Source organism: Niabella terrae (genome assembly GCF_054783135.1).
In genome coordinates this window covers 355,690-377,975 of sequence record NZ_BAAGRD010000001.1, presented here as the reverse complement: position 1 = coordinate 377,975, position 22,286 = coordinate 355,690, and the positions used below count along the sequence as shown (strand labels likewise).

22 protein-coding genes are annotated in these 22,286 nt (G+C 47.1%); 12 read left to right on the top strand and 10 right to left on the bottom strand.

Annotation, left to right across the window (positions count from 1 at the left end):
* Positions 1–19 precede the first annotated feature (19 nt).
* The 4 genes from ACYVI9_RS01665 (at position 20) to ACYVI9_RS01650 (ending at position 5,403) form a co-directional block, all read left to right on the top strand.
* The gene (locus tag ACYVI9_RS01665; protein ID WP_460759777.1) at positions 20–1,555 is read left to right on the top strand and encodes an ankyrin repeat domain-containing protein; all 1,536 of its coding nucleotides are present in this window, start codon (positions 20–22) and stop codon (positions 1,553–1,555) included.
* A gap of 81 nt (positions 1,556–1,636) precedes the next feature.
* Complete coding sequence (locus ACYVI9_RS01660) at positions 1,637–2,116, top strand: DUF2271 domain-containing protein (protein ID WP_460759775.1); 480 nt, start codon at positions 1,637–1,639, stop codon at positions 2,114–2,116.
* 63 nt (positions 2,117–2,179) lie between these two features.
* Positions 2,180–4,369, top strand: coding sequence for a PepSY domain-containing protein (locus ACYVI9_RS01655; protein WP_460759772.1), 2,190 nt, complete (start codon positions 2,180–2,182; stop codon positions 4,367–4,369).
* A 104-nt stretch (positions 4,370–4,473) separates the two neighbouring features.
* The gene (locus ACYVI9_RS01650; RefSeq protein WP_460759770.1) at positions 4,474–5,403 is read left to right on the top strand and encodes an FAD:protein FMN transferase; all 930 of its coding nucleotides are present in this window, start codon (positions 4,474–4,476) and stop codon (positions 5,401–5,403) included.
* 163 nt (positions 5,404–5,566) lie between these two features.
* Here ACYVI9_RS01650 and ACYVI9_RS01645 read toward each other — a convergent pair whose 3' ends face one another.
* The 4 genes from ACYVI9_RS01645 to ACYVI9_RS01630 are packed head-to-tail and all read right to left on the bottom strand — an operon-like array spanning position 5,567 to position 8,421.
* The gene (locus ACYVI9_RS01645) at positions 5,567–6,361 is read right to left on the bottom strand and encodes a hypothetical protein (RefSeq protein WP_460759767.1); all 795 of its coding nucleotides are present in this window, start codon (positions 6,359–6,361) and stop codon (positions 5,567–5,569) included.
* Positions 6,358–6,729, bottom strand: a complete 372-nt coding sequence (locus ACYVI9_RS01640) for a GntR family transcriptional regulator (RefSeq protein WP_460759765.1) — start codon at positions 6,727–6,729, stop codon at positions 6,358–6,360. Before ACYVI9_RS01640 ends, ACYVI9_RS01645 begins: the two co-directional genes overlap by 4 nt.
* A gap of 30 nt (positions 6,730–6,759) precedes the next feature.
* On the bottom strand, positions 6,760–7,569 hold the full coding sequence (locus ACYVI9_RS01635) for a hypothetical protein (RefSeq protein WP_460759762.1): 810 nt from the start codon (positions 7,567–7,569) through the stop codon (positions 6,760–6,762).
* A gap of 6 nt (positions 7,570–7,575) precedes the next feature.
* Positions 7,576–8,421 carry an ABC transporter ATP-binding protein gene (locus tag ACYVI9_RS01630; RefSeq protein WP_460759760.1) on the bottom strand — a complete coding sequence of 282 codons (846 nt, stop codon included), beginning with the start codon at positions 8,419–8,421 and terminating at the stop codon, positions 7,576–7,578.
* Between the two features lie 135 nt (positions 8,422–8,556).
* Between ACYVI9_RS01630 and ACYVI9_RS01625 the strand changes: the two genes are divergently transcribed.
* The 3 genes from ACYVI9_RS01625 to ACYVI9_RS01615 all read left to right on the top strand — a co-directional run bounded on the left by ACYVI9_RS01625 (position 8,557) and on the right by ACYVI9_RS01615 (position 11,205).
* The gene (locus ACYVI9_RS01625) at positions 8,557–9,390 is read left to right on the top strand and encodes a serine O-acetyltransferase (protein WP_460759757.1); all 834 of its coding nucleotides are present in this window, start codon (positions 8,557–8,559) and stop codon (positions 9,388–9,390) included.
* A 52-nt stretch (positions 9,391–9,442) separates the two neighbouring features.
* A complete protein-coding gene (cysK, locus tag ACYVI9_RS01620) occupies positions 9,443–10,354 on the top strand; it encodes a cysteine synthase A (RefSeq protein ID WP_460759755.1) in 912 nt (303 codons plus the stop codon).
* Between the two features lie 161 nt (positions 10,355–10,515).
* Positions 10,516–11,205 (top strand): SIMPL domain-containing protein, encoded by a 690-nt coding sequence (locus ACYVI9_RS01615; RefSeq protein WP_460759752.1) that lies wholly within the window; start codon positions 10,516–10,518, stop codon positions 11,203–11,205.
* 57 nt (positions 11,206–11,262) lie between these two features.
* Here ACYVI9_RS01615 and ACYVI9_RS01610 read toward each other — a convergent pair whose 3' ends face one another.
* From ACYVI9_RS01610 to ACYVI9_RS01595, 4 genes are all read right to left on the bottom strand, one after another.
* Positions 11,263–11,772 carry a DUF2911 domain-containing protein gene (locus tag ACYVI9_RS01610; RefSeq protein WP_460759749.1) on the bottom strand — a complete coding sequence of 170 codons (510 nt, stop codon included), beginning with the start codon at positions 11,770–11,772 and terminating at the stop codon, positions 11,263–11,265.
* Between the two features lie 108 nt (positions 11,773–11,880).
* The gene (locus tag ACYVI9_RS01605; RefSeq protein WP_460759747.1) at positions 11,881–12,546 is read right to left on the bottom strand and encodes a YceI family protein; all 666 of its coding nucleotides are present in this window, start codon (positions 12,544–12,546) and stop codon (positions 11,881–11,883) included.
* A gap of 151 nt (positions 12,547–12,697) precedes the next feature.
* Positions 12,698–14,410 (bottom strand): M3 family oligoendopeptidase, encoded by a 1,713-nt coding sequence (locus tag ACYVI9_RS01600; protein ID WP_460759744.1) that lies wholly within the window; start codon positions 14,408–14,410, stop codon positions 12,698–12,700.
* Positions 14,411–14,548: 138 nt separating this feature from the next.
* On the bottom strand, positions 14,549–15,139 hold the full coding sequence (locus ACYVI9_RS01595; RefSeq protein WP_460759742.1) for a DUF5606 family protein: 591 nt from the start codon (positions 15,137–15,139) through the stop codon (positions 14,549–14,551).
* 178 nt (positions 15,140–15,317) lie between these two features.
* Here ACYVI9_RS01595 and ACYVI9_RS01590 point away from each other — a divergent pair, with 178 nt between their 5' ends.
* From ACYVI9_RS01590 to ACYVI9_RS01570, 5 genes are all read left to right on the top strand, one after another.
* Positions 15,318–18,200 carry an outer membrane beta-barrel protein gene (locus ACYVI9_RS01590; RefSeq protein WP_460759739.1) on the top strand — a complete coding sequence of 961 codons (2,883 nt, stop codon included), beginning with the start codon at positions 15,318–15,320 and terminating at the stop codon, positions 18,198–18,200.
* 69 nt (positions 18,201–18,269) lie between these two features.
* Positions 18,270–18,830, top strand: a complete 561-nt coding sequence (locus tag ACYVI9_RS01585) for an RNA polymerase sigma factor (RefSeq protein WP_460759737.1) — start codon at positions 18,270–18,272, stop codon at positions 18,828–18,830.
* Positions 18,831–18,871: 41 nt separating this feature from the next.
* Positions 18,872–19,204: a hypothetical protein gene (locus tag ACYVI9_RS01580; protein WP_460759734.1), complete on the top strand. Its 333-nt coding sequence runs from the start codon at positions 18,872–18,874 to the stop codon at positions 19,202–19,204.
* An 8-nt stretch (positions 19,205–19,212) separates the two neighbouring features.
* Positions 19,213–19,689 carry a hypothetical protein gene (locus tag ACYVI9_RS01575; protein ID WP_460759732.1) on the top strand — a complete coding sequence of 159 codons (477 nt, stop codon included), beginning with the start codon at positions 19,213–19,215 and terminating at the stop codon, positions 19,687–19,689.
* Positions 19,690–19,851: 162 nt separating this feature from the next.
* Positions 19,852–20,238, top strand: coding sequence for a hypothetical protein (locus ACYVI9_RS01570; RefSeq protein ID WP_460759730.1), 387 nt, complete (start codon positions 19,852–19,854; stop codon positions 20,236–20,238).
* Here ACYVI9_RS01570 and ACYVI9_RS01565 read toward each other — a convergent pair.
* Positions 20,235–21,491 carry a hypothetical protein gene (locus ACYVI9_RS01565; RefSeq protein ID WP_460759727.1) on the bottom strand — a complete coding sequence of 419 codons (1,257 nt, stop codon included), beginning with the start codon at positions 21,489–21,491 and terminating at the stop codon, positions 20,235–20,237. The genes ACYVI9_RS01570 and ACYVI9_RS01565 overlap by 4 nt on opposite strands.
* A 355-nt stretch (positions 21,492–21,846) precedes the next feature.
* Positions 21,847–22,281, bottom strand: coding sequence for a Fur family transcriptional regulator (locus tag ACYVI9_RS01560; protein WP_460759725.1), 435 nt, complete (start codon positions 22,279–22,281; stop codon positions 21,847–21,849).
* Positions 22,282–22,286: the final 5 nt, after the last annotated feature.

The window sequence follows — 22,286 nt, the reverse complement described above, 5'->3', positions numbered from 1 at the left end:
AACCGATAAACATACCGACATGAAGCAAATATTACTGAGCGTCCTGACACTCCTTACTGTTATTTCTTATGCGCAGCCAGGCGTTGGCCGTCCGGAAAGGCCCGCAACGGACCGTCCTTCCAATACATTGATGAGCGCTGATTTCTGGAAATCCAAACCCACGGTAGACCAGGTAAAAGCCGAAATCGCCAAAGGCAACAGTCCTTCTGCGTCTGACGCGGCTTCCTGGGATCCAACCGCCCGGGCCATCCTGAATGAAGCGCCTGTAGAAACCATCAAATTCATGGTAGAGCAGGAAGGCAATGATGTCAAAAAGAAAACCCATCACAGCGCTTCCTACCTACATTGGGCTGCCTCCAGGGGCAATGTCGAGCTGGTCAATTATCTCATCGAAAAAGGTTCCGACGTCCACCTGACCGACAGTCATGGCTCCAGTGTGATTTCCAATGCAGCATCGAGTGGTAATCCCGATTTAGGTGTGTACGAAGCCCTGTTTAAAGCCGGCGTGGATCCCGGAAAAACGTATGAGGATGGTGCAACATTAATGATGCAGGCAATCGCCAGAGATAATGATTTTAAGCTGGCAGACTATTTTGTCACCAAGGGCCTGTCTTATCAGGATAAAGACGAGTTTGGCAGCACACTGGCAGATTATGCAGCCAAACTGGGCAATATAGCAATCATCGAAAAGCTGAAAGTCAAAGGAATTGCGCCTACCAATCGGGCCCTTTTCTTTGCCACCCAGGGATCCAGGGGATTACAAAATGGTATTGAAGTTTACCGGTACCTGGTAGAGACATTAGATTTGGATCCAAAAGCAATCAATCCCAAAGATGGCAGCACTCTCCTGCATAATCTGGTGCGCCGTCCCAATGCCGAGCTGGTTAATTACTTTCTGTCCAAGGGGGTGGATATCAACAAAAAAGATAATGAGGGTAACACCGTATTGATCAATGCCGCAAATGGCCGGGATGCGGCACTCCTTGCTACCCTGCTGGCGGGCACTACTGACATCAATGCGGTAAATGAAAAAGGTGAATCCGCCCTCACCAGAGCCGTTGCTAACGGATCAGCCGAAACCGTGCGTTTGTTGCTGGAAAAAGGGGCTGATATTTCCGTGGTCGACAAGGACGGCCATAACCTGGCCTACCACTGGTTTGATTCTTTCAGGGAAATCCGGCCGGGTGGCGCTGCGGGTGGTCAGGATAATGATTTCTCCCAAAAACTGGCGCTATTAAAAAGCAGGGGGCTGGATGTAACAGCCCTACAGGGCGATGGCAGCTCACTGTATCATTTGGCCGTCGCTAAAGAAAATCTGGCACTGATCAAAAAAGCAGCCGAGCTGGGGGCAGATATTAATACCCAGGACAGCCAAGGCGCTTCTCCCTTACATAAGGCGGCTTTAATCGCCAGGGATGACCAGATCCTCAAATCTTTAATTGCCTTAGGCAGTAAAAAAAGCCTGAAAACCGTCTTCGATGAAACAGCCTATGATCTGGCTAAAGACAATGAATTTTTGAAAACCAGTAATATTTCAATTGGCTTCTTAGAATAAAATCGGAGGCGTGCATCCCGCCACTTGAATGGTTCGGGAATCCATCCTATTTCAGTACCTGTAATACATAAAAACATTCCCATGAAAATATTCGTAAAATCTCTGGTTGTCAGTAGTCTGCTGCTGGTTGCCGGTATGGGTGCGGCCCAGACCAGCTCCTATAAATGTATGGTTCAGATGAACAGCTATCAGGGAGAAAAAGCCTATGTAATTATTTCGCTCATCAATCCTCAGGGTGCCTACGAGAAAACTTTAAGGGTAATGGGACCGGATAAACAATGGTTCAACACTTTAAAAGAATGGTATAAATTCCAGAATAAATCCAAAGAGAAGATCAGTGCAGTAACTGGCGCTTCCATCGGCGGTGGGGACCGGGCGGTCGTCACCCTGGTCATCGACAGCAAAAAGCTGAATGCCGGCTATAGCCTTCGTTTTGAATCGGCTGTGGAAGAGCAACGATACCACACCAAAGATGTGGAAGTGCCGCTGACTACGGCCGGTCTGGCCGCCAAAACGGATGGCAAGGGCTATATCAGGTACGTAAGATTTAGTGGCAAATAAGTGGAATCCTTAATGCGCTGAGATGCTGGCAGGGCCGGCTACCATCAGCATTACAAGTTAGAAATGATCCTTTCCGTCTGGAGATATAGCCATTTAACACTGGCCATATCTTCATTTTTATTATTGACAGTCGCTTCTATAACGGGCATTTTTCTGGCATTTGAACCGGTTATTGAAAAAGCACATCATTATAAGACGGATGGCTTTGATCGGCTCCACCTGGCGCAGACGGTATCCTTATTGAAAGAAAAATATCCGGGTATTCAAGAAATCAGTATCGATGACAACCAGTTTGTGCTGATTAAATATGCCCAAGAAGAAGGAGGTGATCAACAAGCCTATGCAGATCCTGCTACGGGCAAAATACTTGGCATTCCGCAACCACAGCCGGCATTTTTTCAATGGATGACGGCTTTACACCGTTCACTTTTCCTGCACGAAACCGGAAGAATACTGATAGGTATCTCGGCTTTTCTTTTGATCCTGATTGCAGTTTTAGGTGTTTTACTGGTGGTACAGCGGCAAAACGGGTGGCGGCATTTCTTCTCCGTGGTCGAAAAAACGGGCTTTGCCCAGTACTACCACGTCGTATTCGGCCGACTCTCTTTATTTTTTATTTTGGCGATCGCCCTGACGGGTACCTATATTGCCGTCTATCGCTTCCTGCCAGCGCCTGAAAATGCCCGCCTGCAAATCGACGAAAGCCAGATACGCGAAGAACCGCTGCTGGAACCAGGTAATTTTCCGGTCTTCATCCAAACGCCGCTCAACAAACTTCAGAAGCTACAGTACCCGTTCTCTGAATTTCCGGAGGACTATTACTATGTGCAGTTGAGGGACCGCGAATTATGTGTCAATCAGTTTACCGGCGATATCCTGAGCCAAACAGATTACAGTAAGACTTACCAACTGGCGGATTTCAGTCTGCGCTGGCATACCGGTCGCTCAGGTACTGTCTGGGCCCTGATCCTGGCACTGGCATCTGCCTATATCCTTTTCTTTATCTACTCGGGTTTCGCGATTACCCTAAAACGCAGGCGTGGCAAAACCAAAAACAGGTTCAAGGCCAAGCATGCCCGCATCGTTCTTTTGGTGGGGTCGGAGAATGGTGCCACGTTTAAATTCGCGGATGCTATTTACCGGCAACTGATCAAACAGGGTGAAAAGGCGTTTATCACGGATCTTTCCAACTATACCGTCTTCCCCCATGCGGAACAGCTAATCATAATGACCAGCACTTACGGGCAGGGTGATCCGCCCTCCAATGCTAAAAAGCTGGCCCAACGTATAAAGTTATATCCCCAGGTTCAGGATATTCAGTATTCCATTGTAGGCTTTGGCTCCAGGAGTTATAGCCATTTTTGTCAATTTGCCTTCGATATACAAACCCTACTGGAAAACACCACCTGGGCTACAGAAATTTTACCTGTATATACCGTTAACGATAAATCTCCGCAGGATTTCAGTGACTGGATAACGGCCTGGACCCGTGAGACGCAATTATCCCTGATATTGCCCCGGGAGCTGCTGAAACCCGACCGGGCCACCTTAAAAAAAGCGATCGTTGTCGATCGTACAGAACGGGATGTAGAAGATTGTTTTATGATCCGCTTTCAATGCGCTGCATCGAAAGCGACGGTATCCGGAGATTTAATGGCCATTTATCCCGGGAATGATCATCGCGAAAGATTGTATTCCATTGGAAGGATTGATAAATACTTCCAGTTGAGCGTCAAATTACATAAACAGGGGTTGGGATCCGATTACCTGAACCATTTACAACCCGGTGAGCAGATCCCTGTTAAATTCATTAAAAACCGGCATTTTCGTTTTCCGGGACGCGCCCGACAGATTATTATGGTCTCCAACGGTACCGGCATTGCGCCCTTCCTGGGTATGATCAACGAGAATCGCCGAAAGATACCGACAGTACTCTACTGCGGTTTTCGTAACCGATCTTCCTTTATATTGTATGAACCCTTTTTAAAGGAACAACTGGAAAATGGAAGGCTTTCCGCATTGCACCTGGTACTATCCCGTGCCGAGGAAAAGGAGTATGTAAGTCACCGCCTGTTAAAAAACGGGGCTTCCCTGGTTGCTTTCTTCAAAGCCGGAGGTGTCATCATGTTATGTGGCTCTTTATCCATGCAGCATGATGTACTGAAAGTATTGGAAGATCTCTGTAGCAGGGAACCGGAACTGGACCTGGAAAAAATGATAACAGCAGGAAAAATCCTTACGGATTGCTACTAACCTATCGACGCAGAAGATTCTTTATCTTTCGGGTTCATTTGAACGAAATGATGCGTTTTAAATATTTACTTCTATTTGTTTTTATATTACCTGCTCTAACAGGCATGGCACAGGTGAAGCGCAGCCGCAGCGCTTATCTGATGGGTGGCAATTTTGAAATCACCATCGTCGCCAAAGATTCACTGGCAGCCGAACAAAATATCGATAGGGTAATTGCCGAAATTTCACGCATCGAATACCTGATCTCTGACTGGAAGCCGGAGACCCAGGTGTCACTGGTTAACAGGAATGCCGGGATTCGCCCGGTAAAAGTCGATCAGGAATTGCTCGAACTCACCGAGCGGGCAATAAAGATCTCTGAACTTACCAATGGTGCTTTCGATATCAGTTTTGCTGCGATGGAAAAGATATGGAAGTTTGATGGAACAATGACGGCCATGCCGTCACCCGAAGCAGTTCAAAAAGCCAGAAGAAATGTCGGGTATAAAAATATCATCATCAATAAGGATCGTTCTACCATTTTTTTAAAATTGCCCGGCATGAGAATAGGTTTTGGTGCCCTGGGTGAGGGTTATGCTGCTGATAAATGCAGGGATATGATGATGGCCAGAGGTATTACCGCCGGTCTGATCAATGCTACGGGAGATATCCGGGCCTGGGGCCGACAACCAAATGGAAAGCCCTGGCGTATCGGTATCAATGATCCCTTTAAAAACGATCATCTGGTAGGTGCCATACCCGTTGAAGGCGCAATTACCACTTCAGGGAGTTATGAAAAATATGCCATGATCGACGGCAGACGATATGCACATATCATCAACCCCGCTACCGGCTTTCCGGCTACCGGCCTCACCAGTGTGACGGTTACCGGCCCCAGTGCGGAAATGTCCAACGCCTTCAGTACTTCAATTATGGTATTGGGGCAAAAGGCGGGACTGAAACTCTTGAAACGGTTTCCGGGGTACAAAGCCTTTATGATTACCGACAAGGGTAAATATGTCAAAAGTCCCGGTTTCAGGATGGAGAAAATCTAAACCTGCTCGTCTATTTGGAGCGTTTGTATTTTCGTTCCATCCCAAGCAGACAGCAGGGGTTACCATAAGTCGGAATCTCAGTTACCGTCGCAGGGTAAATTTAGCAACCTGGATTCACAAACCTGGATGCCGTCAATTACTTTTAATTGTACCATCCATTTGCTTAGGGTTGCGCCTTGCGCAGCAGACCATAAGACATATCGACTTTGGTCAGATCATCCAGGTCAGTTTTCAGCCGGTCGATATGCACATCATCGGAAATTTCCAGACTGGATTTTGAATCCGCCAGGATATTCAATTGATTGAAATGCAGGAAGCCGGAAATATTAATTTTTGAAGCCCCACTACTGATATGGTAATCGTTCAGGCGGGCCCGTTTGCTTTCAGTGAGAGAATCTTTGAGTTCGGCTCTTCGCAGTAGCACGCTCCTCATGATTAGTTCAGCCCCCCGGGATAAATCCAGCTTTAACGAGGAAGGCAAATCGCCCGTGAGACTGTTCAGTTCAAGGGTGACGCCTTGGGCAATAATCGTGGCGGTATCAGGAAGGAATAATTGTATGTCAATACCCGTATAGAAGTTTTGTGGTTGTAGTGCGACATCCTTTTTAATATTATAATGAATTTCCAGTGTGTCTCCTTTCTGACTGATGGAACAACTATCCGATCTGTTTTTTACCGGGTTCTGCGGATCATAGTTGTCGAATAGATAGCCGTAGCTGTCGCTTTTTTGGATATGACATTTCAGGGGAGCAATAGAACCGGTAGCCAGTTCAAGGCCATCAATTTTAATGACTTTAAATGCATCGGTCCGGGTGGGGGCCTCGACTGTAAAACCCTGATTATTTTCCAGACGATACCGTTGATTTTTGATGGCGGATTTAAAAGCGCCGGCGAGGAGCAACGGAATCGAAAACAGGAGGAGCAGTATTACGATCAACAGTGTATTGCTGGATTTCATGCGAATTGCTTTTTAAATTTTTCGTATTTGGTGGTCAGGTCACCGGGTTCGATACCCAGCAGGAACATATTTCTGAATAGCGCCGGTAATTCTTTGAGCAGGAACTGCTGCCGGCGGTAGGCCGTTGTGTTTTTCAACCCTTCTGCAGTGATAAAATAACCGATGCCCCGCTTATCATAAATGATTTGCTGCTGTTTTAGAAATTCATAAGACCGGGCCACCGTATTGGGATTAACTTCCAGTTGAATGGCCAGTTCCCGCACACTGGGAATCTTGGCTTCGGCCTCCCATTCTTTTAAGAGTACTTTTTCGCACACATAATCTGCGATCTGTAGATAAATGGCCTGTGTGTTATTGTCAAATTGCATAATCTTCAAATTTAGGCGAGCGAAGAAAGATTAGCATTGCTTTTCCTTCAATTTAAACCAGGTGACCAGCCATAGCAGGGGTGCGATTAAAAATTGCAGAAAAAACAAGATGCTGCTTTTCAGATATCCGGGTATAGTATAAACTTTCCGCCCTTCGTCCCCGGCAGTGCTATAGTTTTCCGAGAGTTCAAATATGTTGAAATTGTAGCCCTTAAATCCGGAGCTGTATATTTTATGGGTGTAATAAGCCACCAAAAAAATCAGCAGGGCGACCATAATCGTCGTGATGATAAAACTGAATCTTTTGAAGCTGGCAGCGCCCAGCAGATAGGCGGCCTGCAATCCGAAGAAGGCATATAGAAAATACGGCAGGACCTGTCCGAATCCATTCGGACGGGTCCAATCCATGGGATTCAGGCTGAACCGATGGGGTTCCCGGCTGATCATCAGGTCTACATAGGTCATGGCCAGGGTCTTCAGTAAATAGAAACAAACAATATAGATCAATGAAAAGACGATGACGTTAAAAAACAGAACAACCAGCAGTTTTTCCAGATGGCTGGCAGGGAAGCTGATCCAGTAGATGGCCTTGTCTTTGGTACCCAGCATGCTGAAAGCATTGCTCGCAAATATGGCGCCGATTATAAATAAGCCGAACAGACCGACGCCATAGAGATTGGATTCCTCGTAATGGGTGCCATCAGTAAGTAGCCAGATGGCGAATACGATAGCCAGTAATCCCAGCAGGGCCAGTGTCGACATCAGGTAAAACCGCCGGTGTTCAGCCCAGTGTTTGGCGGTGAGTTGAAGCAGTCGTTTGAAACTAAAATTTGTTGTCATATCCTATCAGTTTTTAGCTGGATGATTAAATAGAGCTTTCAGTGCTTCTCCATTGGTCACTACCGCCTTGTAGAGTAGTTCCAGGTCAATATGACCCTCCCTGCCGGTTGGGTTTCGGGAAATAACTGCATGGCCTTTCAGGGATTGTTCCCTGTACAGAATATCTTCAGTCGACTGACCTTCATAGGCGTAACTGAAATCCAGCCGGCTGCTGATTTGACCGATGGGTTGGTCAAAAAGAATCTTTCCTTCGTCGATGATGGTAATGCGGTCTATCAGACTTTCCAGGTCCTTGACCTGATGGGTGCTGATGATAAAACATTTGTCGGCATCAATGGCGCCGGCAATGACTTTCCGGAACTGGCTCTTGCTCATAATGTCCAGTCCGTTGGAAGGTTCGTCCATCAACAGTACGGAAGTATTGCAAGCCAGGGCAAAACTGATCAACACTTTTTTCTTCTGACCATAACTCATTTGTTGCAGGCGGTGCCGCAGGGGAATCTCGAATTCCTGTAAATAAGAATGGAATTGCTCCCGGTTAAACCGGGGATAAAAAGGCGCATTGCCGTTCAGGTATTTTTCAATGGACACATCAGGCAGATAGAATTCTTCCGGCAGAATAAATAGTTCCTGCAGCAGGCGGGGACTTCGTTTGGCCGGTGTCTGACCCAGCACGGACAAGGTTCCCCGCTGAGGAAACAGGGCGCCGACGATGTTTTTCAGGAGGGTGGATTTGCCGGTACCGTTTTTGCCCAGCAAGCCATATATATGGCCAGGCGAAAAGGACAGTGAGAGTCCGTCAAAAACCTTTTTTTTCCGGTAGGCAAAATGCAAATCGTGGATATGGATCATGTTTAATGATTTAGTGTACTAATATAGTAGTACACTACAAAGATAAGTGCTCCCGTTTATTTTCCAAATTAATTTCCTCGGGGATGGTTTTGACTGTATTCGTTAATTTTGTCAGCTATTTTCAACCTGTCATCAATGAGTGAAGATTTTATCAAGAATTTATTCCAACGCAATTCCAGATGCTTTTCCGGTTTCCCTGATAAAGGTGCTGTAGAGGGTTTTATGGATGAGCTTTATACGATATTGTTTCTGCCCAATGATATTGACCATAAATGTGAAGCACAATTAAGAGAGCAGCTTGAATCGCTGAAAAAGCGTTTTGATGGTATCCTGTCGGATGTGATCCGAGCGGACGAAGAAGTGCGAAAGATCAATGCGGGTTTTTTTGAAGCCTTGCCTGGAATTTATGCAGCCCTGCTGATGGATGCGGAGGCATTATTGCAGTCGGATCCCGCTGCTAAGTCCCTGGAAGAAGTCATGGCCGCTTACCCTGGCTTTTATGCGACCGCCGTTCACCGGCTTTCACACTGGCTGACGCGCAGGCAGGTGCCGGTGATCCCGCGTTTGTTCAGTGAATATGCGCACAGCAAGACCGGCATTGATATTCATCCGGGTGCCACCATCGGCCCTTATTTCAGTATCGATCATGGTACCGGGGTCGTGATCGGAGAGAGTACGGTGATCGGCAGGAATGTTAAAATCTATCAGGGGGTAACCCTTGGGGCCTTAAGTGTGGCCAAAACCATGGCGGCCACCAAGCGGCACCCAACCATTGAAGACGGGGTAGTAATTTATTCCGGCGCCACCATTCTGGGTGGTGATACCATTATCGGTAAAGACAGTGTCATCGGTGGAAACGTCTGGCTGACATATAGTGTCCCGTCAAATTCTGTCGTTTTTCATAAAAGCGAAGTGACGGTAAAGGATAAATTGAAAGCCGATAATGACATATTGAATTTCGTGATTTAGAACATTCTGCCGGCTGATGAAACCAGTTGGCTGCCAGATTCCTTCAAGTATTATGAAAGCCCAAAACATTTTAGCCACGATTGGCCGCACCCCGCTGGTACGCATTAACCGTCTTTTTGGCGATGGCCCGGAAGTATGGATGAAGCTGGAACGCTCCAATCCGGGTGGCAGTATTAAGGACAGGATTGCCCTGGCCATGATTGAGGACGCGGAAGCGAAAGGACTGTTACAGCCGCATTCCGTGATTATTGAACCCACCAGCGGTAATACAGGTATCGGTCTGGCACTGGTGGCTGCCGTCAAGGGCTACAAACTGATACTGGTTATGCCGGAAAGTATGAGCCGGGAAAGGCGTAAACTTATGAGCGTGTATGGAGCAGAGTTTGTGCTGACGCCACGTGAGAAAGGGATGACAGGTGCGATACAGAAAGCGGCAGAACTGGCAGGAACGCTGCCGGATTCCTGGATTCCGCAGCAGTTTGACAATCCTGCCAATACCGAAGTGCATTTTCATAAAACCGCCGCCGAAATCATCGAGGATATGCCTGAGGGCTTTGACTACCTGATTTCCGGCGTCGGCACCGGCGGACATATCAGTGGGGTGGGCCGGGCCCTGAAAGCCCGCCAGCCAGGTATTCAGGTATGGGCGGTCGAGCCCGCACAGTCTCCGGTTATCAGCGGAGGGAAACCGGGTGCGCACGGCTTACAGGGGCTGGGTGCAGGCTTTATCCCTACCATACTTGATCAGTCAGTACTGGACGCTGCCATTGCCGTAGAACAACCGGAGGCTTATGAATATGCCCGCCGCTTGGCCCGGGAGGAAGGAATACTGGGTGGAATATCTACCGGCGCTGCGTTGGCGGCCATCGCCCAGAAATGGCCGGAACTGCCGGCAACAGCCCGCATTTTGACTTTCAACTATGACACCGGGGAACGCTATCTAAGCATGGATGGTCTGTTCTAACCATCGTCGCCTCTGGGGTTCCTTTCAGGGTTGCATCCGTTTTGTCTTTTTGAAAAGAATTAGGAAGAAAGACCTGAATTACTAAAATTTTGCTAAGGACTGTGTATTCCCGCTTTCGGGGACATCCCTTGTATATATTTTTTTACTTTAAAACCTTATGTATGCAACATTGTAGAATTCTGTTTAGCGCATTGATCGCCCTGATGATTTCAGGCACAGCGCTGGCACAGGGCACAAAAAATTTTCTGGATAAAAATTACATTGAAGTCAGCGGAACTGCGGAACTGGAATATACACCGGATAAAATCTATATCGGCGTTCTGTTAAGCGAAAAAGACAGTAAAGCCAAGTACTCCGTAGCAAGACAGGAAAAAGAACTATTACAGGCATTGAAGAAGCTGGGTATTGATACCCAGAAAGAAGTCTTTATCAAGGACCTTTCGGGTAATTTAAAGACAGGCTTTCTGAACCGGGATCTGTTGCTGAGTAAGCAATATCAGATACTGGTACACGACGGAAAAACCGCGGGACAGGTTTTCCTGGCGCTGGATGATATTGGCATTACCAATGCCCAGATCGAAAAGCTTGAGAGTTCTGAAATTGAACAGTATCGTCAGCAAGTGAAAGTGGAAGCCGTAAAAGCCGCCAGAAAAAAAGCCGGTTTATTATGCGAAGCGGCGGGTCAGCAGGCAGGAAAGGCCCTGTTCATTCAGGAACAACAGTTCAATGCCCGACCTGTTTATGCCAATGCTGCCATGTTTAAGGAAAAGGCGGCAGACAGCGCAGCCGATCTGGATTTTGAAACCCTGAAAGTAGAAGCCTCCGTACTCTGCAGGTTCGAAATCCTTTAAAAAATAAAAGCCTCACAGTGGTTACCACCGTGAGGCTTTGTTTTAACCAAAGTAGACTTATTTAATTGTAAAGCTGACTTTATTATCGCCCCAGAGCAGGGTAACCAGTCCGCCAGCACCAATTTCAAAAGTCAGTTTTTCAGAAAAGGACGCTGCTTTTTCCGCCTTCACTTTCGTGCGTAAAACATCGTCGGAGGATTTGTATTTGAAAGCACCCCATTGATCCCATGTTTTATTCAGAATAATGGTCCATTCATCACCATCCACCAGGGTGAACAGGGAATACTTACCTGCGGGAAGGGCTTTGCCGTCAATAGTAACATCCTTGGAAGTTTCCAGTACGGTGGCTTTATTGGCGCCTGTCCGCCAGATTTGGCCCGGCAGGGGTTCCAGATCTTCACCGATGGTGCGGCCTTTTACGGATGGCTGTCCATAAGTTATCGTCAGGACGGCGCCTGTCTCAGATTTTCCGGTGGCACTGGCAGCCGGGCTTTTGGGGGCTTTCTCTTGTGCGTTGACAAAAAACAAAACCGTAAAACTCAATACCAGTAGTAAAATTTTCTTCATGCTGTTATATTTTAATGCTGCAAATGAATAAGAAGCGTACAAATAACCTGCCAAATCCCCAACGGGGCTGTCTCTGAATCAGTTGTATTCAAAAAAGACATTAACCGCTTACCTGACCGCTTTGATTTCAAAATTTATATTGACTTCAGGCCGAATGAATTTATCGCCCAGCGACTGATCATTGCCGTAGATCAGACCCCAGTCCGTCCGATTGATATTGAAGTTGGCCTTGGCGGTCAGACTATCCGCTGTTACATAGATGATGGCGGGGAAAGATACATTTTTGCTTACCTTTTTTAAAGTAAGGTTTCCTCTTATCGTATTGGTAGCACCGTTGAGAACCAGCTTATTGGTACTGTCCGGCACAAAATCTTCAATTGAGGTGATTTCAAAAGTAGCTGTGGGATGTTTTTGGACATCCAGAAAATCCGCTGATGATAAATGTCCTTTCAGTTTGGTGGTACCGGAAGTATCTACATCCGTAATGTTCAGGCTGCCAATGTCAAAAGTGAGTTTGCCACCTGTGACGACGGCGGCATTTTTGACATAAAAAGTTCCTTCTGTAATCTGGAAACTGCCATGGTGTTCCCCTACCGGCTTGGTGCCGATAAAATGTATCACCTGGGTGGAATCTGTATGGTAACTGGCCCCTTCCGGAGTAGCTACTTCCTTGCTTTCCTCCGTTTTGGCCTGGTCGGCTTCAGGTGCGGATTTGCAGGCAAAAAAAGCCGTGAGCGTAAGCAGTGGCAGCCATTTCTTTTGTATGGTCGTCATGAATTCAGGAGTTTAAGTTTAAAACTAATTGTGCACTAAAAACAAAGAAAAAAAGCTATTTGTTTGATTTCCTCTGGTTTTTTTTGATGGAATTCCCAAAATCAGGTTGGTACAGCGCCATTTCCCCAACACTTCACCTTTAAATTATATATTAGATTTTTTCCATTTCGGCTGCCACAAAATCGGTCAGGCCCCGTACATATTCCGGAGAAAAATCAAATTTTAAACCGGCTGCTTGGAATAATTCCGGCAGACTGCGGGTACCGCCGAGGCTAAGTGCCCCGGTATAATGTTTTAGCGCCTGAGGACGATCCTGCTGAAATTGCTGCCAGAGACCAATGGCGCCCAACTGGGCAATGCCGTATTCGATATAATAAAACGGAACTTCAAACAGATGCAGTTGTTTCTGCCAGCTATAGTCCCGATATGCTTCCAGACCGCTGATATCCAGGCTGGATGGCCGGAATTCTTCGGATATGGCATTCCAGGTTTCCAGCCTTTGCCGGCGGCTGTGACCGGGATTTTCATAGATCCAGTGCTGAAACTTATCTATGGTTGCAATCCAGGGGAAAATGGTGATCACCCGCAGGAGTTGTTGTTCGCGGGCTCTTTTCAGTTCGGCCGCATCGGGAAAGAATTCCCCCCAGTACTGCATACTGAACAATTCCATACTCATGCTGGCGACTTCTGCAAATTCGGTGGGATATTCTTTGAAACCCGTCAGGGGCAGGGGATGGCTGAGAAAGGAATGAATTGCATGGCCGCCTTCATGAACCATGGTAATGACATCATTTAATGTGCCGGCCGCATTCATGAAAATAAAAGGTGCGCCGGTTTCTGCCAACGGACAGTTATAGCCTCCCGGCGCTTTTCCTTTACGACTTTCCAGGTCCAGTCGGCCGAGCTCCTGCATTTTTTGCAGACAGGCACCAAAAAAAGGATCCAGTTCCTGAAAACAACGGATGGTTTTATCCAGCAGATCGGCGCCATCGGTAAATGGTTTTAAAGGCGGTGTACCCACAGGCTCCGCTTCCAGATCCCAGGGTCTCAGGCGCTCCAGCCCCAGCTTAGATTTCTTACGTTGGTACAATGCCTCGACCAGCGGTAGGACATATTGTTTTACCGATTCATGAAACCGGTAGCAATCCTCTTTGGTATAGTCAAAACGACCCAGTTCCTTGAACCGGTAATCGCGGTAATCGGTAAATCCTGCATTGCGTGCCACCTGATTTCTTTTTTCCAGCAGCCGGTCGAACAGGTCATCCAGCGCCGGCTGGTCCAGTAGCCTGCGTTCCGCAATTTTCCGGTAAACCGACGCTCTTTTTTGCCGGTCCGGATGTTCCAGGAACTTGGCGGCCTGCTGCAGGGTATATTCCTGACCATCTTCTGAAATGGTCATTTTAGCGCTGATCGCGCCGAACTGCTGGGCTTCCACCGCCAGTTCAGCAAGCAGGTGGCTGTTTTCTTCCCGGTAGAGTTCAATATTCTTACTGACATTTCTGAGATAAATGTTAAAAGCCGGATCAGTCAGGCTATTGGTCAGCGGACAGTTGATCAGTTTGCGGTTTAACTGATCAGAAACCTGTTGCAACCGCGGCTGGATCTCGGTCATGAACTGGTTAAAAGCAGCAGTAAGCTGCGGATCAGTCGTATCACAGGTCATTTTAATTTGGCGCCAGCAGGCATCTTCACTGACGACGGCTTCCAATTCACTCAGGTCCTGCAACCATTGTTGCAGGTCGGCAGTGGAAGACAGTGCCCGATCCTGCAATTGTTGCAGATAAGGTTCCAGGGAGGGCCAGTCGGTGACGGTGAAATCAGCCGGCAAAAACTGTCGGGGCCGTGGTTGAATCGCTGCGTTCATGGTATATTTTTTTAACGTGGACCGTGACGGCCATCAAAATCAGGCAGCAGTGCCCATAGAGGTGAGGTTGCGTCCATTCCGGCCGTGACTGCGCCCCCGGTAAGTCTGAGATTGACTGCTAAAGGCAGTTTTAGGTTATTATTCCGCTTTCTTCTTAGGCGCGGCCTTCTTTTTGGTGGCTGCTTTTTTCGCTGGTGCTTTGGCAGGCGTCTTCTCATCCTGCTGCGTCTCAGTGTGTTCGCTGCTTTCCTTCGTACTGGCTTTTTTTGCAGCCGGCTTCTTTGCTGATTCCGGAGCCGGCGCCTCAACCGCTGTCGCTGCTTCACTTTCAGTCGCAGCTTCGGGTTGGGTCGCCTTGATTTCTACGCCGGTCGCTTTCAGCATTTCAAACCATTTTACCATTTTTTTCATATCACTTTGGTAAACGCGGTCAAAATCCAATTCCGGGTACACTTGCTCAAAATAGGACCTGACGGCCTTGGGGTCTTTCAGGTCAGGTAGTGCGTCGCCAGATTTTTCCATGGCCTGGAATATATCAATCAGGTTCACATTAGCTCCGGTTGTATAGATTTCAATGCTTTCCAGATGGGAGAACTGATGGATACGGGTAGCCGCAAAACGGGTTGTCTGGTCGCTGAGCGAACGTACGATCGCACCGTCCTTCTTACTGCTGATCAACTCATATAAACCGGGTAATCCTGATACTGCCACTAACTTATTATACTCCATATCTTAATAATTGTTAAGTGGCGCAAGATAAAATATTCCGCGGCAATTGGAACAGAAAATTTGGAAATTTAAGACCCTTCCCGACCCTCGCTGCGCCTCCCTGCACCCGCATATGTTTGATGGAAACGAAGGTTTAAACGTGTTTCAGCGTCCAACAAGTCTTTATCTCTGTATATTTATGAAGTATTTCATTTTAGGCTGTTTTTTGCTGGCGGGTAGCCTGGTTACCCGGGCGCAATCCATTAAAGGAACCCTGATGGACCCGGTGGAAGGGGTTGTAGTTAAAGACGCTACGGTACAACTGGCAGCTGCCGCGGACAGTAATATTGTGGCTTCCACCATTTCGGATGCATCCGGATCTTTCTTGTTCCGGAGTCTTCCATTGGGTAATTATATCCTCAAAGCCAGTTCCGTTGGATTTGAACCCCTGGCATTACCGGTCTCCCTGACCGATTCCCTGCCGGATCTGGACCTGGATGATGTCTATATTCCCAAAAAAACAACGACCCTGGAAGGGGTCGTGATTGTAGCTTCAGCACCGGCAGTCTCTCAGAAAGGAGATACTTCCCAGTTTAGTGCCAGCCATTTCAAGACAAATCCGGATGCGACCGTCGAGGACCTGATTAAGAAGATGCCCGGCATTACCGTGGATCGCGCCGGAAATGTTACCGCACAGGGCGAGGAAGTTAAAAAAGTAACCGTGAACGGTAAGGATTTCTTTGGGGAGGATGCCACGATGGCCATCCGGAACCTGCCTTCTGAAATAGTGGATAAAATACAGGTATTTGACCGTTTGAGTGATCAGGCCCAGTTGACCGGATTTGATGACGGAAACTCGGTTAAGGCCATCAATATTGTGACCAAATCAGAAATCAGTAAGAATGGTCAGTTCGGAAGGATCTATGCGGGTTACGGAACCGATGAGCGTTATGCGGCCGGCGGTAATGTAAGTTTTTTTAACGGTGACCGACAGCTCGCCTTTGTGGGTAATTTTAATAATGTTAACCAGCAGAATTTTGCCTCCCAGGACCTGTTGGGTGTTTCAGGCGGCGGCGGTGGTGGTGGCGGTCGTGGCGGTCGTGGTGGTGGAGGTAATTTTACTGTAGGACAGCAGGACGGGATCAGCCGGACCAATGCTCTGGGCGTCAATTTCAGTGATAAATGGGGGTCTAAATTCGATATTGCAGCGAGTTATTTCTTTAATAATTCCCGGAATACCAATGAATCGGAATCTTACCGCCAGACGACACTATCCCAGGACAGTATCCTGTACACCGGTAATAAATCCCTGTCCAACAGTGATAATTTTAACCACCGCCTGAATATGCGGATGGAGTATAAAATCGACTCCAACAATACCATTTATATTATTCCTTCGGTAAGTTTCCAGAATCGTGAGACCCGTACCACGAGTTCTAGCTATTCCTATTATAACGACCTGGATTCCATTAATAATGCGGCGGGTAACTCGGTTTCGGACCGCCATGGCTATAATATTGATAACCATATTATGTACCGGCATTCCTTTGCCAAGAGAGGCCGGAGTCTGTCTTTGGGCCTGCGGAACTCCTGGACCAGAAATGACGGAAACTCAAACAATTACAACCAGTTGCGTTATTACGATGCCATGGGTACCACGGATTCACTGCTCAATCAGACCCAGATCAATAATACCAATGGCAGCCGGCTGTCTGCCCGGGCATCCTATACCGAACCGGTAGGGCGGCAGGGACAGTTCGAAATAGAATATGAGTATGAAATCCAAAAAAACAAAGCGGATCAACAGACCCACCAGTACGATGAAGATGAAAACGAGATTTTTCAACCCGAATTCTCCAACAAATTTGATAATAACATTACTACCAATACCGCAGAACTGAATTACCGCCTGGGTCGCAGCCGGGACAACCAGTTTTCAGTAGGAGTTGACCTCCAGAATTCACGACTGGAAAGTGCGCGCACCTTCCCGACATCCGCATATGTGGACCAGCATTTCAATGCCATATTACCCAGTCTGCGCTGGTCTAAGAAAATCGGACGCAATAGTAATTTCCGCCTGTTTTACCGGGCCCGTACTGATTTCCCATCCGTCAACCAGTTGCAGGATGTGGTCACTATTTCGGGCAGTACCCTGAATGTAAGCAGTGGTAACCCGGCGCTCAAGCAGTCCTATTCGAATTACGCTTCTTTTCGTTATTCCTATATTGACCGTAAATCCGGCAAGAGCTTTTTTGCCAATATCTTCGGTCAGCTGGCAGATAACTATATTACCAACGCAACGTATATCCCCAGCGCTGACTCTGTGATCCAGAACGGTATCGTGGTCAAGAAAGGCTCCCAGTTTGTGAAACCGATTAATATGAACGGGTATAAGAATATTAATGCCTTCCTGAATTACAGTATTCCGGTGAATTGGATCAAATCCAATATTAATCTGAACGCGGGTCTGAGTTATTCTGATCAACCGGGCCTGATCAATTACCTGCGTACCAAAACGACCTCGACGACTTACCGCGGGGGCGTAGTATGGGCCAGTAATATTAGTGAGTATGTGGATTTTAATCTGAGTTACTCAGCCAATTTCAATAATTCGATCAATACCGCTAATGACCAGAACAACCGGTATGTCAACCAGGAAGCAGGCTTGTTTTTGAACCTGCTCAGCAAATCAGGCTGGTTCCTGCAAAACGATGTCCGCAATCAGAATTACAGCGGCCTTTCCGAAAGTTACAACCAGTCTTATTGGCTCTGGAATGCGGCCATCGGAAAGAAGTTCCTGAAAAAACAGGCAGGGGAACTGAAATTATCGGTTTTTGATTTGCTGAAGCAGAATCAGAGCATTTCGCGGACCGTTCAGGCTAATTATATTGAAGATGCGCAGAATCGGGTTTTGCAGCAATATTTTATGCTTACCTTCACTTACAGCCTGCGTAATTTCGGTAAAGGGAAAGCCGCTTCCTCGACCGAAGCAACAGGTGGACGAGATTGGCGTGGCGGGCCTCCTCCCGGAGGTGGTTCTCCCAGAGGGGGTGGCAGGGGGCCCGGTGGTCCCATGTTTTAAAGATCTTTAGAACTCTGGTTTAAAAAAATGTAGTAATATCGCTGCCAATTAACTCTAAGCGAAGAAAACTTGGTTAGCGAGGAACAACTGGTAACGCAATTACAAGAGGGCGATCAGACTGCATTTAAGGCTGTTGTGGACAATTATCAAAACATGGTCTATAATACCTGTTTCAGTATTGTAAAGAATGCTGAAGATGCAGAAGATCTGGCTCAGGAGGTTTTTGTCCAGGTTTACCAGTCGATCGGTAGTTTTAAGCGCGAGTCCAAATTATCTACCTGGATTTATAGGATTGCGACCACCAAATCCCTGGACCATGAACGCAAGAAGAAGCGAAAAAAGCGGTTTGGATTTGTTAAAAGTATTCTGGGTGATGACAATCAGGTAGAAGTGAATCCCCCCGATTTTCACCACCCGGGGGTCGTAATGGACCGCAAGGAGAACGCTGCCATTTTGTTTCGGGCAATGGATAAACTTCCTGAAAATCAGAAGATTGCATTTATTTTGAACAAGGTAGAAGGGCTAAGTTATCAGGAAGTGAGCGAAGTAATGCAAACATCGGTATCTTCGATTGAGTCCCTTTTGCATCGGGCTAAAAACAATTTGCGTAAAATTCTGGAAGCGGGTTAGCCGGTTCAACAAGAAAAGTTTAAATTAAACGTCAAAAGAATATGACTCGTTCTACTTCCGACATAGATAATATTCTTAACAGTCTGGACGGTATCCAACCGGTTGAGGCACGGCCGTTTATGTATACAAGGGTAATGGCACGCCTCGAGGAACAGGAAAGTTTCTGGTCCAAAGCGGTAGCGTTTATCGCCCGGCCCGCAATAGCCATCAGCTGTCTGGTGGTGATTCTGGGTGCTAATTTTTACCTGGTTTCGGGCGCAGAAGCCGAGGCGGGTCAGGAGAATGGCACTGCTGTCGTAGAAACGAATGATAATATTGAAACTGAAATCTTTCACAATAACGATTATTTCCTGACTGCCAGCTTTAATCAGTAGATAGAAAAATGAACAGCCGCTCACGTAACAGAACCCTGATTTTTATTATCGTATTATTACTGCTCACCAATATCGGTGTGCTGAGTTATTTCCTGTTCTGCAATAAAAAGTCCGAAAAACCCAAAGAAAAAAGCGGGTTTGTGGGTATACTGAAGCGTGAGATCGGTTTTGACGAAACGCAGGTCGCTGAATTTCAGAAGATTCGCGAACTAAACTGGGCGGTAGCCAAGAAAAACATGAAACAAATCGGCAAGGTGAAAGAACGCTTGCTGGAACTGACCCATCATACAGACACTCCGGATTCAGCTGCACAACTGTTGGCGGATTCAATCGGACAACTGCAAAGCCTGGTGGAGTTTAATGCCTTTAAACATATCCAACTTACCAGAAAAATCTGTAAACCACAGCAAATTGCCGCTTACGATTCCCTGATGTCCAGAATGGTGAACCGATCACGCTCCAGCAGTGGTTCCAAAAACAAATAAGAACCGGGAAACGGTTAATTTTGATACTGCTTGCAACTTTTAGTACATTAGGACCTCTATATAATAGTAAATAATGAGATACTATTGGGTGATGCAGCCCCGCCACCTGGCAGCAATGGTGAAAGGTCGGGCCGGCATCCGTAAGCTGAAAAATTTTTGAGGATGAAAGCCAAAGCATTAATCATCGGGGCCGCCCTGTTGTTAAGTACGGCAGTCCGGGCGCAACGCAGTTCGGTAAAAGAGAAAGTGCGTGATGTAGTTGAAAGAATAGATGCCAGTATGCCCCTCGATAAGGACAAACGTGCGGAGACTGAAGCCGTTTTTACTTCTTTTTATACCGAGCAGGAACAGTTACGCAACCACCTGCAAAAACCCTCAGGCCTGGCACAGGGGCTGAACCGTCAAGACTTTCAGAGTGTACGTAAGAAAAATGAAACCCTGATCAATCGGCGGGATGCTGATTTAAAGAAAATTCTGGGTACCGAAGGGTATAAAAAATGGAAAGGCAAGATAGAGCCTTCTATGAAAAACGCCCGCAGAAAGCGCTAATTCCGGCGCTGTTTTACCGAAAATACATATAAAATATCAGTGCCGCTGAGGGTTGGATGATCCTGTACCAGCGCCAGCCGTTGACCCTGCTCATCCCAGCGTACGCCATGAAAGGCCTGCTTCGGCAGATTGAGTTGGGTACGGGCCCAATTACGTGTATCCGCCAAGAAAGCTTCCTGTGCTGCAGTGATATAGAGCAGGTAATCCCCGTCAGGACTCAGGAAGCACCTGGTAAATTTAAAGGGCAGCGGTATTTTACGGAGGGCGCGACCTTTCTTGTAAGCCACCAGAAAACTGGTATCCTCAGCCGTAAAACTATTATCCTGGATAAATAGGATTTCCTTTTTATCGTTAAAAGCAATTTTATAATTAAGGTCGGTATACGCTCTGGTTCCAAAATGTTGCAGCGTGTCCGTACCGCTGAGTAATAGATGTTCGTAACGCGCAGCCATACCTCTGCCGGTATCTGCCGGGGCATAGACCGTATAGGCAAGCCGGTCGTCCAGCTTGTAAGCGTCACCCATTAATGTATAGAGCCGGTGTTTGATGGCTGCCAGGCGTACCACCGTGATTTTACCGGTCTTCAGACTGATATTATTAAACGAAACACCGCCCCCATATGGACCATTGACTCTTTCACCCGTTTTATACACAATATTCGAAGAATCAGCGAAAAACGGGTCCGTCTGATAAAAGCGCCCCTGACGCGTGATCGCCCGGGAGGCGCTCTTGTTCCGATCAAAAAGCTTCAGATAATTGCCCTGGAGGGCAGCTGCATAAAGGCGGTCACCTTTTTGTAGGGGCTGCAACTGGTAGCTGTAAGCAATATGGCGGTCATCTGGCGAAAAAGCCGGAGCCCATCCATAATCCAACAGTGAAAACCGCCGGTTTCCGATATCCAGTAAAGTGATCACCGGATCGTAAATCCGGGTACTGGCCGAGCCGCCCAGGAAATTTTTCAGGGCGCCCGCAGTAAATCCTGCGACCTGGTTACTACTGTCCTTGCCGCTGCGTTGCCGGACAAATACCAGTTCCTGGTTTCGGTGTGCAAACGCAGGATTCAGGATATAGAAACCCTGTTGATGCCATTCATATTTTTTTTCCACCACAGGTTGCGCGCGCAACGCGTGAAAGGTCGGAATCAGGAGGAGTAATACAACGATTTTTCTTAATAACATATCTATTCGCAGGACTCCCGTAATTCGGGAGGTTATGCGCCTGCCACGCATTTCCATAAACAGGGCCCACTTCATCCAGTTGAAAATTTCCGGTTCCTTGGGGAGGCCGGACTGCATGGGCGGATAACCCTATGTGAATCAATTAGTAATTCAACGGTAAAACCCAATATTTATTATGCAGCTGCTCCTTTTTTCCTTCAGGAGGTCGCCGGTTTGCTGATGCAAACAGTAGTGGCAGGGAGTTGCGGGCAAAATTAACCCATACCAACGAGGCACCCGACGCTTAATTTGTAAAAGGGGGTTAAAATCTCAGTCCGTCTTTGCGGGCAGGACAAAAAAATATTTGGAAAAGCTTCAGAAATGAATTATATTGCAGGTTAATCAAAACATTAATCAAAAGTCCTGATGTTTCCACATCAGGGCTTTTTTTTCAAGACCTACCCGTTGCCGGCTTTCCACAATTGCGGCAAATACCTTTGACAACTACATCTACTTCCGCCAACATATAACCTGCCGGTAAATCAATGCGGGGGGTAACCACGTCGTCCAGGCAAAATGTATTTTCACAACGACGGCAATAGAAATGAACATGGTGGTCATGGTGATGACCCTCACTACAGTCATCTTTACATAAGGCGTATTTGATAGTGTTGTCGGTCGACGGAATGACGTGAATAATGCCTTTTTCCACAAAGGATTGGAGGGTCCGGTAAATGGTAACGCGATCAAAATGCGCACCAGCATTTTTCTCAATATCAGCATGTTCCAGGGCCCCGGAATGGTTTAAAAAAAGTTCCAGGATCCTGCGTCGGCCCTCTGTAACACTGAGTTTATTCTGTTTTAATATTGTCGCAACCTGATGCATCGGAA

Coding starts and splice junctions, on each gene's coding strand:
- ACYVI9_RS01665 (WP_460759777.1), top strand. CDS start 20: ATGAAGCAAATATTACTGAGCGTCCTGACACTCCTTACTGTTATTTCT.
- ACYVI9_RS01570 (WP_460759730.1), top strand. CDS start 19,852: ATGAAAGCCAAAGCATTAATCATCGGGGCCGCCCTGTTGTTAAGTACG.
- ACYVI9_RS01630 (WP_460759760.1), bottom strand. CDS start 8,421: ATGATCCATATCCACGATTTGCATTTTGCCTACCGGAAAAAAAAGGTT.
- ACYVI9_RS01640 (WP_460759765.1), bottom strand. CDS start 6,729: ATGCAATTTGACAATAACACACAGGCCATTTATCTACAGATCGCAGAT.
- ACYVI9_RS01650 (WP_460759770.1), top strand. CDS start 4,474: ATGGCACAGGTGAAGCGCAGCCGCAGCGCTTATCTGATGGGTGGCAAT.
- ACYVI9_RS01590 (WP_460759739.1), top strand. CDS start 15,318: ATGAAGTATTTCATTTTAGGCTGTTTTTTGCTGGCGGGTAGCCTGGTT.
- ACYVI9_RS01595 (WP_460759742.1), bottom strand. CDS start 15,139: ATGGAGTATAATAAGTTAGTGGCAGTATCAGGATTACCCGGTTTATAT.
- ACYVI9_RS01615 (WP_460759752.1), top strand. CDS start 10,516: ATGCAACATTGTAGAATTCTGTTTAGCGCATTGATCGCCCTGATGATT.
- ACYVI9_RS01600 (WP_460759744.1), bottom strand. CDS start 14,410: ATGAACGCAGCGATTCAACCACGGCCCCGACAGTTTTTGCCGGCTGAT.
- ACYVI9_RS01655 (WP_460759772.1), top strand. CDS start 2,180: ATGATCCTTTCCGTCTGGAGATATAGCCATTTAACACTGGCCATATCT.
- ACYVI9_RS01660 (WP_460759775.1), top strand. CDS start 1,637: ATGAAAATATTCGTAAAATCTCTGGTTGTCAGTAGTCTGCTGCTGGTT.
- ACYVI9_RS01575 (WP_460759732.1), top strand. CDS start 19,213: ATGAACAGCCGCTCACGTAACAGAACCCTGATTTTTATTATCGTATTA.
- ACYVI9_RS01580 (WP_460759734.1), top strand. CDS start 18,872: ATGACTCGTTCTACTTCCGACATAGATAATATTCTTAACAGTCTGGAC.
- ACYVI9_RS01625 (WP_460759757.1), top strand. CDS start 8,557: ATGAGTGAAGATTTTATCAAGAATTTATTCCAACGCAATTCCAGATGC.
- cysK (WP_460759755.1), top strand. CDS start 9,443: ATGAAAGCCCAAAACATTTTAGCCACGATTGGCCGCACCCCGCTGGTA.
- ACYVI9_RS01610 (WP_460759749.1), bottom strand. CDS start 11,772: ATGAAGAAAATTTTACTACTGGTATTGAGTTTTACGGTTTTGTTTTTT.
- ACYVI9_RS01565 (WP_460759727.1), bottom strand. CDS start 21,491: ATGAAGTGGGCCCTGTTTATGGAAATGCGTGGCAGGCGCATAACCTCC.
- ACYVI9_RS01605 (WP_460759747.1), bottom strand. CDS start 12,546: ATGACGACCATACAAAAGAAATGGCTGCCACTGCTTACGCTCACGGCT.
- ACYVI9_RS01635 (WP_460759762.1), bottom strand. CDS start 7,569: ATGACAACAAATTTTAGTTTCAAACGACTGCTTCAACTCACCGCCAAA.
- ACYVI9_RS01645 (WP_460759767.1), bottom strand. CDS start 6,361: ATGAAATCCAGCAATACACTGTTGATCGTAATACTGCTCCTCCTGTTT.
- ACYVI9_RS01560 (WP_460759725.1), bottom strand. CDS start 22,281: ATGCATCAGGTTGCGACAATATTAAAACAGAATAAACTCAGTGTTACA.